The organism is Burkholderia sp. FERM BP-3421 (genome assembly GCF_028657905.1).
Taxonomy (GTDB): domain Bacteria; phylum Pseudomonadota; class Gammaproteobacteria; order Burkholderiales; family Burkholderiaceae; genus Burkholderia.
In genome coordinates, this window is the sequence record NZ_CP117781.1 from 476,634 (window position 1) to 494,334 (window position 17,701).

Annotated in this window: 15 protein-coding genes and 1 pseudogene; 9 read left to right on the plus strand and 7 right to left on the minus strand. The window is 68.5% G+C overall.

Annotated elements, in window-relative coordinates:
- Window positions 1-246: 246 nt before the first annotated feature.
- The 3 genes from Bsp3421_RS05260 to ispH form a co-directional block, all read right to left on the minus strand.
- A complete protein-coding gene (locus Bsp3421_RS05260) occupies window positions 247-600 on the minus strand; it encodes a DOPA 4,5-dioxygenase family protein (protein ID WP_273997273.1) in 354 nt (117 codons plus the stop codon).
- A gap of 174 nt (window positions 601-774) precedes the next feature.
- On the minus strand, window positions 775-1,935 hold the full coding sequence (gene hpnH, locus Bsp3421_RS05265) for an adenosyl-hopene transferase HpnH (protein WP_273997274.1): 1,161 nt from the start codon (window positions 1,933-1,935) through the stop codon (window positions 775-777).
- A gap of 12 nt (window positions 1,936-1,947) precedes the next feature.
- Entirely contained in the window at window positions 1,948-2,889 is a 942-nt protein-coding gene (ispH, locus tag Bsp3421_RS05270) for a 4-hydroxy-3-methylbut-2-enyl diphosphate reductase (RefSeq protein WP_273997275.1), read from the minus strand.
- 359 nt (window positions 2,890-3,248) lie between these two features.
- Here ispH and Bsp3421_RS05275 point away from each other — a divergent pair, with 359 nt between their 5' ends.
- Window positions 3,249-4,436: a glycosyltransferase gene (locus Bsp3421_RS05275; RefSeq protein WP_273997276.1), complete on the plus strand. Its 1,188-nt coding sequence runs from the start codon at window positions 3,249-3,251 to the stop codon at window positions 4,434-4,436.
- Window positions 4,437-4,470: 34 nt separating this feature from the next.
- On the opposite strand, the gene Bsp3421_RS05280 is transcribed toward Bsp3421_RS05275, so the two are convergent.
- Entirely contained in the window at window positions 4,471-6,234 is a 1,764-nt protein-coding gene (locus Bsp3421_RS05280) for a hypothetical protein (RefSeq protein ID WP_273997278.1), read from the minus strand.
- Between the two features lie 104 nt (window positions 6,235-6,338).
- Window positions 6,339-7,349, minus strand: a complete 1,011-nt coding sequence (hpnA, locus tag Bsp3421_RS05285) for a hopanoid-associated sugar epimerase (RefSeq protein WP_273997279.1) — start codon at window positions 7,347-7,349, stop codon at window positions 6,339-6,341.
- Window positions 7,350-7,509: 160 nt separating this feature from the next.
- On the opposite strand from hpnA, the gene Bsp3421_RS05290 reads away from it, so the two are divergent.
- Window positions 7,510-7,806 carry an acylphosphatase gene (locus tag Bsp3421_RS05290; protein ID WP_273997280.1) on the plus strand — a complete coding sequence of 99 codons (297 nt, stop codon included), beginning with the start codon at window positions 7,510-7,512 and terminating at the stop codon, window positions 7,804-7,806.
- Between the two features lie 29 nt (window positions 7,807-7,835).
- Window positions 7,836-8,714 (plus strand): EamA family transporter RarD, encoded by an 879-nt coding sequence (gene rarD, locus Bsp3421_RS05295; protein ID WP_273998290.1) that lies wholly within the window; start codon window positions 7,836-7,838, stop codon window positions 8,712-8,714.
- 108 nt (window positions 8,715-8,822) lie between these two features.
- Here the strand turns inward: rarD and Bsp3421_RS05300 are convergent, their stop codons facing one another.
- Window positions 8,823-9,029, minus strand: a complete 207-nt coding sequence (locus tag Bsp3421_RS05300; RefSeq protein ID WP_273997281.1) for a hypothetical protein — start codon at window positions 9,027-9,029, stop codon at window positions 8,823-8,825.
- Window positions 9,030-9,159: 130 nt separating this feature from the next.
- Window positions 9,160-10,662 carry a peptide MFS transporter gene (locus Bsp3421_RS05305; RefSeq protein ID WP_273997282.1) on the minus strand — a complete coding sequence of 501 codons (1,503 nt, stop codon included), beginning with the start codon at window positions 10,660-10,662 and terminating at the stop codon, window positions 9,160-9,162.
- A gap of 675 nt (window positions 10,663-11,337) precedes the next feature.
- Here Bsp3421_RS05305 and Bsp3421_RS05310 point away from each other — a divergent pair.
- The 6 genes and pseudogenes from Bsp3421_RS05310 to Bsp3421_RS05335 all read left to right on the plus strand — a co-directional run bounded on the left by Bsp3421_RS05310 (window position 11,338) and on the right by Bsp3421_RS05335 (window position 17,624).
- Window positions 11,338-11,919 carry a cupin domain-containing protein gene (locus tag Bsp3421_RS05310; protein ID WP_252982212.1) on the plus strand — a complete coding sequence of 194 codons (582 nt, stop codon included), beginning with the start codon at window positions 11,338-11,340 and terminating at the stop codon, window positions 11,917-11,919.
- Window positions 11,920-12,102: 183 nt separating this feature from the next.
- Window positions 12,103-13,722, plus strand: a complete 1,620-nt coding sequence (locus tag Bsp3421_RS05315; protein WP_273997283.1) for a peptide ABC transporter substrate-binding protein — start codon at window positions 12,103-12,105, stop codon at window positions 13,720-13,722.
- A 13-nt stretch (window positions 13,723-13,735) separates the two neighbouring features.
- Window positions 13,736-14,674 carry an ABC transporter permease subunit gene (locus tag Bsp3421_RS05320; RefSeq protein ID WP_273997285.1) on the plus strand — a complete coding sequence of 313 codons (939 nt, stop codon included), beginning with the start codon at window positions 13,736-13,738 and terminating at the stop codon, window positions 14,672-14,674.
- A gap of 10 nt (window positions 14,675-14,684) precedes the next feature.
- Window positions 14,685-15,587: pseudogene (locus tag Bsp3421_RS05325) on the plus strand (ABC transporter permease).
- Window position 15,588: 1 nt separating this feature from the next.
- Window positions 15,589-16,578, plus strand: a complete 990-nt coding sequence (locus Bsp3421_RS05330) for an ABC transporter ATP-binding protein (RefSeq protein WP_273997286.1) — start codon at window positions 15,589-15,591, stop codon at window positions 16,576-16,578.
- The gene (locus tag Bsp3421_RS05335) at window positions 16,575-17,624 is read left to right on the plus strand and encodes an ABC transporter ATP-binding protein (protein ID WP_273997288.1); all 1,050 of its coding nucleotides are present in this window, start codon (window positions 16,575-16,577) and stop codon (window positions 17,622-17,624) included. Before Bsp3421_RS05330 ends, Bsp3421_RS05335 begins: the two co-directional genes overlap by 4 nt.
- Window positions 17,625-17,701: the final 77 nt, after the last annotated feature.

Genomic DNA, 17,701 nt, shown 5'->3' on the forward strand with positions numbered 1-17,701 from the left:
CGCGTGCTCGAACGCGCGGAGGCGCGCTGCGCGCTCGATGCGGCCGACAGCCCGGTGCTGGAACGCCTCGTCACGCTGCAGGACGATTACTTCGCGACCCTGCCGAGATATCAGCTGTCCGAACTGTGGCAGCACGTGTCGGCGTGCGCGACGAGCGGCGTGAAGCTGCCGGTCGCGGCGGCGCTGGCCGCGGCGGCGCGCGGCGGCCAGCGCCGCCTGACGCCAGCGGGCGCGGCCGTCTGCCCGCTAGTCGGTCAACCCGGCCAGATTCAACGTATACGAACGCCCGATCCAGGTCGCGCAGTCGCGATGGTCGCGCAGTTCGTCGCGGGTGTTCGGATGCAGGAAGATGTCGAGCGCGCCGTGATTCAGCACGAGCCACGGCACGATGGTGTCGAAGTGCTCGCGCCCGAACGCGAGCTGGTACGACCAGACCGGATGCGGGCCGACCGGCTGCTCGTGGAAGCGGCCGAGTTGCAGCCGCGCGCCGAACTGCTGGTCGACGACCTCGCGGAAGGCCCAGGCGGCATCGCGATGGGCGGCGTCGAAATAGACGTGCGCATGCCAGCTTTCGATGGCGGCGGGATCGAGCAGGGACATGACGGTTCTCGGGCGGGAGGGATGCGCGGCATCGTGGTGCGCCGCGGATGAAACGAGGATAGTAGCGCGTGCGCGCGAGACGCGTGCGGCGCACCAGCAAAAAGGGCGTCACGGACCGAGTCCGTGACGCCCCTTGCGTCGGTCAGGCTGCACGGCGCGCGCGGCGCCGCGCGGTCAGGCCGCCGCGGCCGACTTGGTCGACTTCTGCAGCTTGCCCTTGCCGGCGCGCTGGATTTCCTCGAGCTTGATCTCGACGTGGCGCGAGAACACGTACTCGGCGGGGCGCTGATTGTCGATCGGGATATCCGGCGCGAACGCGCCTTCGGTCTTGATGCCCTTACGGCTCACGGCGAACGCCTTCAGCGGATGCGCGATGGTATCCATCACCGCCGTCGCCTCGAAGCCGCAGTGGACCATGCAGTCCGCGCACTTCTCGTAGTTGCCGACGCCGTAGTTGTCCCAGTTGGTGTCTTCCATCAGTTCCTTGAAGGTCTTCACATAACCTTCGCCGACCAGATAGCACGGCTTCTGCCAGCCGAACACGGTGCGCGCGGGGTTGCCCCACGGCGTGCACTTGTAGGTCTGGTTGCCGGCCAGGAAGTCGAGGAACAGCGACGACTGGCTGAACGACCAGCGCTTGCCGCCGTCGCCGCGCTTCAGGATCTCGCGGAACAGGTTCTTGGTCTTGTCGCGGTTCAGGAAGTGCTGCTGATCCGGCGCGCGCTCGTACGCGTAGCCCGGCGACACCGTGATGCCGTCCACGCCGATCGGCTTGAGCGTGTCGAAGAACTTCGCGACGCGCTCGGGGATCGCGTCGTTGAACAGCGTGCAGTTGATGTTCACGCGGAAGCCGCGGCGCTTCGCTTCCCTGATCGCCGCGACCGCCTTCTCGTACACACCGTCCTGCGACACGGCGTGGTCGTGCATGTCCTTGTCGCCGTCGAGGTGGACCGACCAGACGAAGTACGGGCTCGGCTGGTAGTCGTCCATCTTCTTTTCCATCAGCAGCGCGTTCGTGCACAGGTACACGAACTTCTTGCGCTTCATGATGCCGCGGACGATCTCCGGCATTTCCTTGTGCAGCAGCGGTTCGCCGCCCGCGATCGAGACCACCGGCGCGTTGCACTCGTCGACGGCCTGCAGGCATTCCTCGACGGACAGGCGCTGGTTCAGGATGGGATCCGGATAGTCGATCTTGCCGCAGCCGTTGCAGGCGAGATTGCAGCGGAACAGCGGTTCGAGCATCAGCGCGAGCGGGTAGCGCTTGTTGCCGGAAAGGTGCTGGCGCACGATATAGGCGCCGACGCGGACTTGTTGGAGCAGCGGAATAGACAAGAGATGTCCTCCTTAGACTTCGCGGGCGACAGCTTGCAACAGCTTCGCCGGCAACTTGAATTCAACTTTTTCTTCCCGGCCCGCCATCGTGACGACGTCGACGGGACCCAGGGCGCGCAAGGCGCCGATCACATCCTCAACCATTTCCTCCGGCGCCGATGCGCCGGCCGTCAGGCCCACCGTGGTCGCGTTCGCGAACCATTCCGGGCGGATCTCGGAGCCGTCCGCGACGAGGTAGCTCGGCACGCCGCTTTCGGTGCCGATCTCGCGCAGGCGGTTCGAGTTCGAGCTGTTGGTCGCGCCGACCACGAGCAGCACCTCGACCTGCGCGCTCAGCTCGCGCACCGCCGCCTGGCGGTTTTGCGTCGCGTAGCAGATGTCGCGCGTGTCCGGGCCGACGATGTCGGTGAACTTGCGCGTCAGCGCCTCGATGATGCCCCGCGTGTCGTCGACCGACAGCGTGGTCTGCGTCACGTACGCGACCGGCGTGTCGACCGGCAGCGTCAGCCCGTCGACCTCGGCCTCGCTCTGGACGAGAACCACCTCGCCCGGAATCTGGCCGATCGTGCCCTCGACCTCCGGATGGCCGGCGTGGCCGATCAGGATCAGGCGGCGGCCGGCGGCCACGTACTGGCGGCCTTGCACGTGCACCTTGGTCACGAGCGGGCAGGTCGCGTCGAGCACGTCGAGGCCGCGGGCCTCGGCGTCGCGCTCGACGGTTTGGGCGACGCCGTGCGCGCTGAAGATCGCGACGGCGCCGTGCGGCACCTCGTCGAGTTCCTCGACGAACTGCGCCCCTTTATTTCTCAAGTTTTCCACGACGTGCCGGTTGTGGACAATTTCATGCCGCACATAGACCGGCGCGCCATGCTGTTGCAGCGCGCGATCGACGATCTCGATCGCGCGGACAACCCCCGCACAAAAGCCGCGGGGCTGGGCAAGGATGACTCGCATATTTGGGCGAACTCCGACGACAGACGCGGGGTTCGAGAGAGCCGTGCAGGCCGGCCCGATCGCCCCAACTTAGATGTTATGAATGCGGGAACGGAACCCGGCACCCCGAATTAATCGCGCATTTTAACCCTATCGGCCTTTGCGTGCTTTACCGTTCCTGACGATGTTGCAACCGGCACAACCCGAGGCTCGGCGCCGGGCCGCGCGGAACCCAGTAAACTACGCGGTTTTGCAACCGTCCGCGCGGCGTCTGGGCGCGCGGACCCGAGGGCAGGCTTGATGGACGTCGATATTTACAAAACTTACAGCCGCGCGGCGACGCATGCCGCGCACCGCTCCCCGGCGGCGGGGGAACGCGCATGACGCTCGTGATCGTGTTCCTGCTGTCGTGCCTGTCGCTCGTGATCTGGCTCGTATTGTTGTTCGCGCGCGGCGGTTTCTGGCGCGCGCGTCCGGCGCGCCGCCTGCCGCCCGAGGCGCGCGGCGCGGCGGCCCGGGACGGCTGGCCGGCCGTGGCGGCCGTGGTGCCGGCCCGCAACGAGGCCGACGTGATCGCGGCGGCGGTCACCTCGCTGCTCGAACAGGATTATCCGGGGGCGTTCCACCTGATCGTCGTCGATGACCACAGCACCGACGGCACGGCCGACGCCGCGCGCGCGGCGGCGCTCGCCATCGGCCGCGCGGAGCGCCTGACGGTGCTGGGCGCGCAGCCGCTGCCGGCCGGCTGGTCGGGCAAGGTGTGGGCGCAGTCGCAGGGCATCGCGGCCGTGCGCACGCTCGGGCTGCCGGCCGACTACCTGCTGCTGACCGACGCCGACATCGGCCATCCGCCCGACGCCGTGGCCCAGCTCGTGACGCGCGCGCAGGCCGAGCAGCGCGATCTGGTGTCGCTGATGGTGCGGCTGCGCTGCGATTCGTTCTGGGAGAAGGCGCTGATTCCGGCGTTCGTGTTCTTCTTCGCGAAGCTGTATCCGTTCTCGTGGATCAACGATCCGCGCAATCGCACCGCCGGCGCGGCGGGCGGCTGCATGCTGGTGCGCCGCGCGGCGCTGGAGGAGGCGGGCGGGATCGAGTCGATCCGCGGCGCGCTGATCGACGATTGCAGCCTGGCCGCGCAGATCAAGCATCGCGGCGAGGGCCGGCATCCGATCCGGCTCGATCTCGCGGATCGCAGCGTGTCGCTGCGCCCGTACGACAGCTGGCGCGACATCTGGAACATGATCGCGCGCACCGCGTTCACGCAGCTGCGCTATTCGCCGCTGATGCTCGTGGGGACGCTGTTCGGGATGGCCGTCATCTACCTGCTGCCGCCGGTTGCCGCGCTCGCCTACGGCGCGCGCGCCTGGCCGGCGTGGCTCGCGTGGGCTTCGATGTGCACCGCGTATGCGCCGATGCTCGGCTATTACCGCCGTTCGCCGCTGTGGGCGCCGGCGCTGCCGCTCGTCGCGCTGTTCTATGTGGGCGCGACCTTCGCGTCCGCCGTGCGCTACTGGCGCGGCAAGGGCGGCCAGTGGAAGGCGCGCGTGCAGGCGCCGGTGGAGCGCTGAACGCGCGGGGCGGCAGGGCCGCCCCGCCGTCCGCTCACTTCTGCGTGAGCAGCATGTAGAGCTGGATCACCACATCAGGCGAGAACGTGAACGGCACCCAGCCGTAGCCCGTGTGCCGCGCGATCAGCAGGCGGTCGCCGTTCGACTGCTTCTGCACCGCCATCATCGGATTCTTCGTCGACACGAAACGCCAGCCGGACGGCACGCCCGCCGGCTGTTCGACGCTCATCGACGCACGCGCGTGCGACAACTCCTCGATCAACTGGCTCAACTGCGCCGGGTGCAGCGATACGGCATGGTGGTGGATCGTTAAAGTGAGCTCATCCTGGGTGGGGCGATTGACCCGCAGCGTCGGGCGCTCGTCCGTCTCGGCCGGTTGCTCGGCGTGGGATCGGGCGAGCGTCGGCGCGGCGTCGCGGTCGGCGGCGGCCTGCGCGGCGAGCGTTTCGGCGGCCGACTTGTCGGCGGCGGCTTGCGTGCGCGCCGTTTCGGCGAGGTCGCGATCGGCCGCGGCCTGGGCCGCGGCGGCCTCGGCCGAGGCGCGGTCGGCGGCGGCTTGCGCCGCGAGCATTTCCGCCGCCGCGCGATCTGCGGCGGCTTGCGCGGCCAGCAGTTCGGCGCCGGTGTGTTGAGAGGCGTCGGCGGCGGCGCGGGCGTCGGCGTTTTGCGCGGCCAGCGCTTCGGCCACCGCGTGTTCGTTCGCGCGTTGGGCGGCTTCGGCGGCGGCGCGATCGTCGGCGGCCTGCGCGGCGAGCGCCTCGGTTGCGGCACGTTCGTCGGCGAGTTGCGCGGTGGCGGCTTCGGCGGCGGCGCGATCGTTGGCGGCCTGCGCGGCGAGCGCCTCGGCCGCCGCGCGTTCGTCGGCGAGTTGCGCGGTGGCGGCTTCGGCGGCGGCGCGATCGTCGGCGGCCTGCGCGGCGAGCGCCTCGGTTGCGGCACGTTCGTCGGCGAGTTGCGCGGTGGCGGCGTCGGCGGCGGCGCGATCGTTGGCGGCCCGCGCGGCGAGCGCTTCGGTTGCGGCACGTTCGTCGGCGAGTTGCGCGGTGGCGGCGTCGGCGGCGGCGCGATCGTTGGCGGCCTGTGCGGCGAGCGCCTCGGCTGCCGCGCGTTCGTCGGCGAGTTGCGCGGTGGCGGCTTCGGCGGCGGCGCGGTCGTTGGCGGCCTGCGCGGCGAGCGCCTCGGCTGCCGCTCGCGCGTCGGCGAGCTGCGCGGCGGCGGCTTCGGCCGTGGTGCGAGCGTCGGCAGCTTGGGTGGTCAGCGCTTCGGCGGCGGCACGATCGTTGGCGGCCCGCGCGGCGAGCGCCTCGGTTGCCGCGCGTTCTTCGGCGAGCCGCGCGGAGGCGGCGTCGGCGGCGGCGCGATCGTTGGCGGCCTGCGCGGCGAGCGCCTCGGCTGCCGCGCGTTCTTCGGCGAGCCGCGCGGAGGCGGCGTCGGCGGCGGCGCGATCGTTGGCGGCCCGCGCGGCGAGCGCCTCGGCTGCCGCGCGTTCTTCGGCGAGCCGCGCGGTGGCGGCTTCGGCCGCCGCGCGCTCCTCGGCGGCCTGCGCCGCCAGCACCTCGGCGTGCGAGCGATCGGTGACGGCCCGCGCCGCGGCCGCTTCGGCAGCGGCCTGCACCGCCTCGGCCTGCTCGGCGAGCGCTTGGGCCGCAGCCTTGTCGGCGCTCGCCAGTTCATGAGCGGCCTGGGTCGAGACGGCGGCGTCGTTGGCCGCCCGCGCGGCGCGCGCGACGTTGCGCGCGGTATGGATGAGCTGATCGATGCCGCCATCGAGCGCATCGATCTGTTCGTTCAGGTTCATGCGGTATTTCTCTACGTAAGACCGGGGATTTTACCCGTTGCGTCCCGGCGGGCAGACGATTGCGTGTAACAAAATGCGCATCGCGCGAGCCGCCCGGGCAGGCGTCACGCGTTCAGGTAGCCCGCTTCGCGGAACCACGCGAGCGCATCCTCGAGACCCTGCCGGTACGGCCGCGCGCGGTAGCCCAGCTCGCGTTCCGCCTTCGCCGATGTGAAGTACATCTTGTTCTTCGACATCCTCAGACCATCGATCGTGACGAACGGTTCGCGCTTCGTCACCTTCGCGACCAGTTCCGCGCCCGCCGCGAGCGGATACAGCGGCCAGCGCGGCAGCGCGATCGTCGGCGGCTTGCGGCCGGTGAGCTGCGCGATGTCCGCGAGCATCGTCTGCAGCGGCAGGTTCTCGCCGCCGAGGATGTAGCGCTCGCCGATCCGGCCGCGCTCGAGCGCGAGAAAATGACCGTGCGCGACGTCGTCGACGTGCACGAGGTTCAGCCCGGTATCGACGAACGCGGGAATCTTGCCGAGCGCGGCCTCGACGATGATGCGGCCGGTCGGCGTCGGCTTCACGTCGCGCGGGCCGATCGGCGTCGACGGGTTGACGATCACGGCGGGCAGCCCGTCTTCCGTGATCATCTTCTCGACCGCGCGTTCGGCAAGCACCTTGCTGCGCTTGTAGACGCCGATCGCCTGGTCGGCCGCGAGCGGCGCGGTCTCATCCGAGGCGTGCCCGGACGGGGTGACCTTCAGCGTCGCGACGCTGCTCGTGTAGACGATCCGCTCGACCCCTTCCGCGCGCGCCGCGCGCATCGTCGCGAGCGCGCCCTCCAGGTTCGCGCGTTCGATCTCGCCCGGATCGGGCGCCCACAGCCGGTAGTCGGCGGCGACGTGCAGCAGGTAGCGCACGCCGCGCAGCGCGCGGCGCATCGACGTCTCGTCGCGCATGTCGCCCGTGACGATCTCGGCGTCGAGGTCCGCGAGGTTGGTGCGCGGGCTCGTCGCGCGCACCAGCACGCGCACCGCGTAGCCCTTCTCGCGCGCGATGCGCGCGACGGCGGAGCCCACGAAACCGGATGCGCCGGTGACCAGAACGAGATCGCGTGGTGTATCAGTCATGCCTGTCCTCATGGCGGCGCGGCCCGGGGCCGCGCCGCGGTTGCGTGTCGGACGGGATTGTACGTGCTTGTGCGGGTTTGCCCCGGGGCGCCGTGCCTACGGGATGCACGCGGCGCGACTACAATGCCGGGCTTGGATGATATCGGTACAGGGGAAGACGATGGGCAGCAACGATCTGGACGAACGGATCGAGACATATTACGTACGGGTGCGCGGCATCGTGCAGGGCGTCGGATTCCGTCACGCCACGGTGCGTGAGGCGCATGCGCTGAAGTTGCGCGGCTGGGTGTCGAACCTCGAGGACGGTTCGGTCGAGGCGATGATCCAGGGCCCCGCGCCGCAGATCGATCGCATGCTCGCCTGGCTGCGGCACGGGCCGCCCGCCGCGCGCGTGACCGAGGTCAGCTTCGAGGAACGGCCCACCGACCGGCGCTTCGAACGCTTCCAGCAGCAGTGAGCGCCGTTCTGCCGGAATCGTCGGGCGCCATGCGCGGCGTCGCGCTGTCGGTGGCCGCATCCGCGCTGTTCGCGCTGCTGTCGGGCTATGCGCAGCTGCTCGCGCCGCTGACGGGCCTCGACATCTTCGCGTGGCGCGTCATCTGGACCGTGCCCGGCGCGCTCGCGCTCGTCGCGCTGCGTGGCAATGGGCCCGCGCTCGGCGCGCTGGCGGCGCGCCTGCGCACCGAGCCGCACACCGCGCTGATGCTGGTCGCGGGCGCGGCGCTCCTGGGCGTGCAGCTCTGGCTCTTCTTGTGGGCGCCGCTGCACGGCCGGATGCTCGACGTCTCGCTCGGCTACTTCCTGTTGCCGCTGACCATGGTGCTGGTCGGGCGGTTCCATTACCACGAGCGGCTCGCCGGCCTGCAGTGGCTCGCGGTCGCGTGCGCGGCGGCGGGCGTCGCGCACGAGCTGTGGACGACGCGCGCGTTCGCATGGCCGACCCTGGTGGTCGCGCTCGGCTATCCGCCGTACTTCATGTTGCGCCGGCGCATCCAGGCCGATTCGCTCGCGCTGTTCGCGGGCGAGATGCTCCTGCTGTTGCCGATCGCGGTGGCGACGCTCGCCGCGAGCCCGACGCACGTTGCCGCGCATCCGGCGCTGTGGCTGCTGTTGCCCGGGCTCGGCGCGCTCAGCACGATCGCGCTCGCGAGCTACCTGAAGGCGAGCCGCCTGCTGCCGATGACGCTGTTCGGCATCCTCGGTTATGTCGAGCCGATCCTGCTGGTCGTGGTCGCGGTGCTGTTCCTCGGCGAGCCGCTCACGTCCGCGCGGCTCGCGACCTATGGGCCGATCTGGCTCGCGGTCGCGCTGACCGCGTGGCACGGCGCGGCGCATCTGCGGCGGCGCGGTCGCGTCGCGCGCTGACGATGCGTCGACAGGCGGCCGGGCGTCGGGGCAAACCCGGACGCCGGGGCGGGGCAGACACAAGGAGAACGATGCGCCCGTGCGGGCGGCGCGTGACGACGGACGCCGTCAGTGAGGTGAGCTGATACGGGAGCGGATCGTGAGTGCGGCGTCGTCGAAACGTTGCGCGTCCGCGTCGTCCGGATCGGGCTCCGAGGGCTCGGCCAGCACCGCGTCGGCTTCGGCCGATGCGGCGGCGGCGCGTAGCGCGGTGCACCGCTGCGCATGCCGGATGTCCGACAGAATGCGCAGCAGCCGCGTGGTTCTGTTTTTCATCGTGGTTCCCCTCGTCGTGGTGCGTCGTGGTCCGATGGACTCTATGCATCCAGTGTAGGACGGGTGCGCACATTTGGCAGCGGAATGGCGCGCGACGAGGGAATTCACTGAACAGGGAAATTACTGAGCGTTACTGCGGCGCGGCCTGCGCGTTGCGCTGTTCGTTCACGCAGCGATGATGCTCGTGCGACAGCCGGCGCATCAGCGGCAGCAGCAGAAGCGAGACGCCCATGCCGCCCGCGGCGAGCCAGCCGAGCCACATGAACAGGTTCGTGTACAGCGGCAGCGACGCGCTGGCCGGCAGGTCGTGCGACGGCATCTGCGCGAAGTTCGCGATCACGCTGCCCAGATACTGGGACACGCCGGTCGCGACGAAGTACGCACCCATCATGAAGCCGCTCATGCGGGCCGGCACGTAGCGCGCGATCATCGCGAGGCCGAGGCCGCTGACCAGCAGCTCGCCGAGCGAGTAAAGCCCGTAGCCCCACACCATGAACCACGACGACACCCGCCCGTCGACCGCGAAGCGGCCGCTGATCGAGAACACCAGGTAGCCGATCGCGACCGAGCCGAAGCCCACCGCGTATTTCACCGCGACCGGAATGTCGTGGCCCGCTTTCGAGAAGCGGTTGTAGAGGATCACGAGCAGCGGGCTCAGCAGCATGATCCAGATCGGATTCAGCGCCTGGAATTGCGCGGCGCTCCACGTAAACAGCGTCGTGCCGAACAGGATGAAGCGCGGATCGACATTGCGCAGCGCGAACAGCGTGAGCGAGGTCGACATCTGCACGTAGAAGATGAAGAACAGGATCACCTGGGCGATCAGCACCAGCGCGGCGATCAGGCCCGCGCGCTCCGAGCTGTCCGATTTCGCGATCATGTACGCGAAGATCGCGAGGATCGCGAACGCCGCGGTCCACACGCTCGCGACCGCGAGCGCCTTGTGTTCGAGCACGTACATCGTGATCAGCGCGAGCGCCGCGCCGCCGGCGACGACCGCGATCGCGCGCCGCCAGTGCACCGGCTCCGCGTCGGGCGGCGAGCCGATGTCCGCGAGCGTGCGGTGCATGAGCACGAAGTTCAGGATCGCGAGCAGCATGCCGGCGCTGCACACCGCGAAGGCCGCGTGCCAGCCCCAGTGGTCCTTGATCCACGGCGTCGCGAGAATCGAGGTGGTCGATCCGATGTTGACCGCCATGTAGTAGATCGTGAACGCGCTGTCGATGCGGCTGTCGTCGCCTTCGTAGATGCGGCGCACGAGGTTCGCGGCGTTGGCCTTGAACAGCCCGTTGCCGACCACGATCACGCCGAGCGAGCCGTACAGGTAGGCAAGATGTTCGTTCGGCATCGCGAGCATCAGGTAGCCGACGCACAGCACGACCGCGCCGACGATCATCGTGCGGCGCGTGCCGAGCACCTTGTCGCCGATCCAGCCGCCGATCGACGGCGACGCGTAGACGAGCGCGGTGAACGCGCCCCAGGTCAGGTTCGCATGGCTGTCGGTGAAGCCGAGCTGGTTGACCATGAACAGGACGAGCAGGGCCGCCATCCCGTAGTAACCGAAACGCTCCCACATTTCGATCAGGAAGACCGTCGTAAACGATCGTGTCTGCGAGACACGTGCTGTATTCATCATGGACCTCTGTTTGAACGGGGGGCCGGCGCGCGCGGGCGCGGCCTGCCTTGAATGATGCGCCGATGTGCTGATGCGCCGGTCCCGGGTGCGGGACGCGCGCCGGGGCGGGCGGAATGGACGAGCCGCTAGGTGCGCGGCGGATCGGCGTGGCCGTGGGCGCGCCGCTGCGTGGGCGCTGCCGCCGGCGGGACGGCGGCGCGCGCGCGGTCGAGCAAGTACGGTCATTTCAGTGCGACTGCGGGGGCGCCGGGTCGCGGCGCGCCATCGGCCCGCGCGCGCCGCGGACAGGCCGCGCGTGCGGATCGGTAGAACAGGAACCGACCCCTGGCATGAATAAGGGGTCGCGGAACGGCCGCGATTCTCGCGGCGAGTGGCGAATTCGTCACTCAGGGTATTCCCGGAAATCCAGCGGGTTTTCCCCAGTGGCGATGTCGTCAGACGATTGAGCCTGTTGGGCCGGCCGCCCTCCGCCAAAACCCTCGAAGCCTCACCGTGGCTGCCTGTGAAGGTTTTGAGTCTGGCAAGATAGCGCGTTGCCGCCAGTATGGCCTGGCGGTCTTGGCCCGGTTTTCATCTTGATGACATCAATCAGCAAGACGAAGACTAAGCCATATTCATCAAACTTAGTTATTTTCCATCAAACAATTTTTGACGATCAGATTTCGGCCTGCTATGGTTCCTCCCACTGAAAACACGCGGCCTGCCAATGCGGCAATTGCGCTTGGCGGCAAGATCCGGGCGTTGCGACAGCGCTTGAAGCGCACGCTCGACGAAACGGCCACGGCCGCGGGTATTTCCAAGCCGTTCCTGTCGCAGGTCGAGCGCGGTCTGGCATCGCCGTCCATCACGTCGTTGGCCGGCATTGCCCATGCGCTGGGCGTCACGGTGCAGTATTTCGTCGAGACGCCCAGTGAAGAGCGCTCGGTTTGCCGCGGCGATCAGCTGCGCTTTTTCAGTTTTGCCGATTCGGCCAATCTGTTTGCGCGCCTGACCAACGTGCCGGAAGGACGTCAGCTCGAGGCGATTCTCGTGCGGATGCCGCCGGGCCAGAAGCGGTCGGAGGTGACGACGCATGCAGGCGAGGAATTCCTGTATGTGATCGACGGAGAAGTGTCGCTGACGCTGGAAGGCAAGACCTTCGTCCTGCACGCCGGTGACAGCGCGCATTATCAGTCGACCGTCCCCCATAGCTGGGTCAACACTGCGAAAATCGAATCAGTGGTAGTCTGGGTCGGGACGCCGAGGTTGTTCTAATGCGTGGGGATTCCTCATTTCGTTTTCGAATGGAATGCCCATCGAAAGAAATGTAAGGAATACTAAAATGACGAGACATCAGCATCAGGGGCCGCCTCCGTCGTTGCAGCCCTAAGCGTCTCAGGCGCCCGGCGCGTTCGCGTCGCGCGTTCTCTCCGTTAATTCAGCCAACTCTGCATATCCATGAAACTTACGCATGCCATGACGGCCGTGCTGGCCGCGCTCGCCCTGACGACGATGCATCCGGCATCCGCCGTGACCGTTCCCGCCAACGTCGCGCTTGCCGACCAGCAGGATCTGACGCGGCAGGTGCCTGCCGAGGTCGAGTCGCTCGACCCCGCGCACATCGAGTCGTGGACGGCCAACACGGTCAGCCTCGATCTGTTCGAGGGGCTCACGCGGATCGCGGCGGACGGCTCGGTGGTGCCGGGGGTGGCGCAGTCATGGGAGCGCAAGACGCCGGAGACGTGGGTGTTCAAGCTGCGCCGCGATGCGAAGTGGAGCAACGGCCAGCCGGTGACGGCGGCGGATTTCGTCTATGCCTGGCAGCGCGTCGCGGATCCGAAAACAGGTTCGAAGTACACGATTCTGATCGAGTTCGTGAAGAACGCGACCGACATCATCGCCGGCAAGCAGCCGGTGTCGAACCTGGGCGTGCGCGCGGTCGACCCGTATACGCTGGAAGTGACGACCACGGTGCCCGTCGCGTACTTCCCCGAGCTGACCGCGATGGTGACGCTCGTGCCGATCAACAAGGACGTCGTCACGCGCCTCGGCGACGCCTGGACCCGGCCGAAGAACATGGTCAGCAACGGCCCGTACACGCTGGTCGACTGGCAGCCGAACAACCGCATCGTGGCCGCGAAGAGCGACAAGTACTGGAATGCGCGCAACGTCGTGATCCGCAAGGTGACCTACCTGCCGATCGAGAGCGACGATACCGCGATGCGCATGTACCAGTCGGGGCAGATCGACTACACGTACTCGATTCCGGCGGGCGTGATCAAGCAGGTGAGCACGCAGTTCGGCAAGGAGCTGCGCCAGGGCCTGCAGCTCGCGAGCTATTACTACTACGTGAAGAACAGCGAGCCGGTGTTCAAGGACAAGCGCGTGCGCCAGGCGCTCGCGATGGTGCTCGACCGCGACATCCTGACCTCGAAGCTCACGCAGGCGGGCGAGGTGCCGATGTACGGGCTGATGCCGGCCGGCACCAAGGGCATCGACCATCCGTTCAAGCCGGACTGGGCGAGCTGGCCGATGGCCAAGCGCGTCGAGTACGCGAAGAACCTGCTGAAGCAGGCCGGCTATTCGGATGCGAATCCGCTGTCGTTCACGCTGACCTACAACACCAGCGACCTGCACAAGAAGGTCGCGCTGTTCTCGGCATCCGAGTGGCGCACCAAGCTCGGCGTGAACGCGAAGCTCGAGAACGTCGAATTCAAGGTGCTGATGAAGCTGCGGCATGACGGCAAGGTGCAGATGGCGCGCGACGGCTGGTTCGCCGACTACAACGACGCGATGACCTTCTTCGACCTGCTGCGCTGCGGCAGCCCGCAGAACACGGTCGGCTACTGCAACCCGAAGGTCGACGCGCTCGTTGCCGAGGGCAACCAGAAGCTCGACGACAAGGCGCGCTCGGCGCTGCTCACGCAGGCGCACGACCTCGCGATGAACGACTACCCGATGCTGCCGCTGTTCCAGTACACCGCGGACCGGCTCGTCAAGTCGTACGTCGGCGGCTACTCGCTGACGAACTTCATCGACATGCGCGCGTCGCAGGACCTGTACCTGATCAAGCACTGAGGGGAGCGCACCCATGCTGGCCTATGCCTTGCGTCGCACGCTCTGGGCGGTGCCGACGATCCTCGCGGTGATCACCGTCTGCTACCTGCTGCTGCACTTCACGCCGGGCGGGCCGTTCGACGGCGAGAAGCAGCTGTCCGCCGCGACGCTCGCGAACCTGAACGCGAAGTACCACCTCGACCAGCCGCTGTGGAAGCAGTACCTGATGTACCTGAACGCGCTGCTGCACGGCGACCTCGGGCCGTCGTACCGCTACGTCGACTGGACGGTCAACGATCTCGTGCGCAAGGCGTTTCCGGTCAGCCTCGGGGTCGGCGGCATCTCGATCCCGATCTCGATCGGGTTCGGCGTGCTGCTCGGCACGATGGCCGCGGTGTGGCGCGACAGCTTCGTCGATCGCATCGTGATGCTGATCGGCAACTTCGGCAACGTGATCCCGCCGTTCGTGCTCGGCCCCGTCCTGGTGCTGATCTTCGCGATCCTGCTGAAGACGGGCGAGGGCAACGGCTGGCTGCCGGCCGGCGGCTGGGGCGACGGCGGCTGGCGCTACCGGGTGCTGCCGATCCTGCTGCTGACCCTGATCAACGTGTCGCAGCTCGCGCGCGTGATGCGCGGCTCGATGATCGAGACGCTGTCGAGCAACTACATCCGCACCGCGCGCGCGAAAGGGCTGCCGCGCCGCACGATCGTGCTGCGCCACGCGCTCAAGCCGGCGCTGATGCCGGTGGTGTCGCTGGTCGGCTCGGTGTGCATCTCGTCGATCACCGCGGCGGTCGTCACCGAATCCGTGTTCGCGCTGCCGGGCCTCGGCCAACTGGTCGTGAACGGCGCGATCAACCGCGACTACACGCTGGTGCTCGGTCTCGTCGTGCTGACGACGGTGGTCGCGGTGTTGTTCAATCTGCTGGTCGACCTCACGTACGCGTGGCTCGATCCGCGCATCCGTTATTGAGGAGGCGCCCGTGACGCTTGCTACTCCCTCCGTCGAGCTGCCCGAGCACAGCGATGCGCCGCCGCGCTCGCGCACGCCGCTCGAACTGGCGCTGCGCCGCTTCAGGCACAACCGCGCCGCGATGCTGAGCCTCGCGATCCTGGTGCTGATCGCGCTCGCCTGCGTGTTCGGGCCGATGCTGCTGGCGAACGATCCGACCGCGAGCGACTGGTCGTCGATCAGCCTCGCGCCGACCTGGGCGAACCAGCATTGGTTCGGCACCGACGAACTCGGCCGCGACCTGCTGGTGCGCACGCTGATCGGCGGGCGCGTGTCGCTCGAGGTCGGCCTGCTCGGCACGCTGGTGTCGGGCCTGTTCGGCGTCGCGTGGGGCGCGACGGCCGGCTTCGCCGGCGGCCGGATCGATTCCGCGATGATGCGCGTCGTCGACATGATGTACGCGATCCCGTACCTGCTGATCGCCATCCTGATGATGACGCTGTTCGGCCGCTCGTTCATGCTCGTCGTGCTGACGATCAGCGCGTTCTCGTGGCTCGACATGGCGCGCGTGGTGCGCGGCCAGACGCTGTCGCTGCGCAATCGCGAGTTCGTCGATGCGGCGCGCGCGATCGGCGTGAGGCCCGCCTCGATCGTGGCGCGCCATATCGTGCCGAACCTGCTCGGCGTGGTGGTCGTGTACGCGACCGTCAGCGTGCCGGGCGTGATCCTGACCGAATCGGTGCTGTCGTTCCTCGGGCTCGGGGTGCAGGAGCCGATGACGAGCTAGGGCGTGCTGATCCAGGACGGCGCGCAGAAGCTCGATGCGATGCCCTGGCTGCTGCTCGCGCCGGCGATCCTGCTGTGCGTGACGCTCTACTGCGTGAATTTCGTCGGCGATGGCCTGCGCGACGCGCTCGACCCGAAGGATCGCTGACATGGCCCTGCTCGAAGTCAATCAACTCGGCGTGCGCTTCACGCGCAAGGATGCGCCGCCCGTCGACGCGGTATCCGGCGTGTCGTTCGCGCTGGAGGCCGGCAAGACCCTCGGCATCGTCGGCGAATCCGGCTCCGGCAAGAGCCAGACCGTGATGGCGCTGCTCGGCCTGCTCGCCGCCAACGGCTCGACCACCGGCGAGGCGCGTTTCCACGGCGAGAACCTGCTCGCGATGAACACGCGCCAGCTCAACGCGGTGCGCGGCAACCGGATCGGCATGATCTTCCAGGATCCGATGACCTCGCTGAATCCGTTCCTGACGATCGAACGCCAGATGACGGAAAGCCTGCAGCTGCACCGCAAGCTGTCGCGCCGCGCGGCGATCCGGCGCGCGATCGAGGCGCTCGAAGCGGTGCGGATTCCCGACGCCGCGCGCCGCATCCGCATGTATCCGCATGAATTCTCGGGCGGCATGCGCCAGCGCGTGATGATCGCGATGACGCTGCTGTCGGAGCCGGAGATCCTGATCGCCGACGAGCCGACCACCGCGCTCGACGTCACCGTGCAGGCGCAGATCATCGAACTGCTGCGCGAGCTGAACCGCGAACGCGGCACCTCGATCGTGCTGATCACGCACGACATGGGCGTGGTGGCGGGGCTCGCCGACGACGTGATGGTGATGTACGCGGGCCGCACCGTCGAATACGCGAGCGCCGAGGCGATTTTCGCCGCGCCGTCGCATCCGTACACGATCGGCCTGCTGAACGCGCTGCCGCGTCTCGATGCGCCCGACAACGCGCCGCTGATCGCGATTCCCGGCAATCCGCCGCTGCCCGGCCAGATTTCGCAGGGCTGCGCATTCGCGCGGCGCTGCGACTATGCCTCGGCGCATTGCCGGACGGATCGTCCCGAACTCACCCGCTACTCGGAGGCGGGCGCGGTGCGCGCCTGCCATCGGCCCGTGGCGGATATCTCCGGAGGACTGCGATGAGCGCGGCCGGTCTTACTTCCCCGGCCGCGGCGCCCGCTCCGGCCGGCGCCGCGCGCGGCGACGACGCGCTGCTGTCGGTGCGCGACCTCAAGGTGCATTTCCGCGTGCCGCTCGGTGGCTACCCGTGGTCGCGCAAGGGCACGCTGCGCGCGGTCGACGGCGTGTCGTTCGACGTGCGGCCCGGCGAGACGGTCGGGCTCGTCGGCGAATCGGGCTGCGGAAAATCGACGCTCGCGCGCGCGCTGATCGGCCTCGCGCCGATCACGGCCGGCAGCGTGGCGTGGCGCGGCAAGCCGCTCGTGCAGGGTGCGCGCCGCGATATCCGCACCCTGCGCAGCGAAATGCAGATGATCTTCCAGGATCCGCTCGCGTCGCTCGATCCGCGCATGACGATCGAGCAGGTGGTCGCGGAGCCGCTCGTCACGCATCAGCCGCAGCTCGGTCGCAACGAGATCCGCGTGCGCGTGCTCGCGATGCTCGAACGCGTCGGCCTCAATTCGCATCACCTGCTGCGTTATCCGCACGAGTTCTCGGGCGGCCAGTGCCAGCGCGTCGGGATCGCGCGCGCGCTGATCGCCGAGCCGCGCCTCGTGATCTGCGACGAGCCGGTGTCGGCGCTCGACGTATCGATCCAGGCGCAGATCGTCAATCTGCTGCGCGACCTGCAGCGCGAACTGTCGCTCTCCTATCTTTTCGTTGCGCACGACCTGGCGGTGGTGAAGGCCATCAGCCAGCGCGTGCTCGTCATGTATCTCGGCCGCGTGATGGAGTTCGGCGAGCGGCGCGACGTGTACGGCGCGCCGCAGCATCCGTATACGCGCGCGCTGCTCGCCGCCGCGCCGGTGCCGGACCCGGTGCGCGAGCGCGCGCGCCGGTCGCTGCTGCTGTCGGGCGAGATGCCGTCGCCGCTCAATCCCCCGTCGGGCTGCGCGTTCCGCACGCGCTGCCCCGATGCGATCGACGCGTGTTCGCATGAAACGCCGCAGCCGGAAGTGCGCGGCGGATCGGCGTCGCGCGTCGCGTGCATCCGGGTGGGCGCGCGCTGACGCGCGACATAGACAAACACAACACATCGACAACCGGTGTTCACGGGGCGGCGCGGGGTGATTCCCGCGCCGTTGGG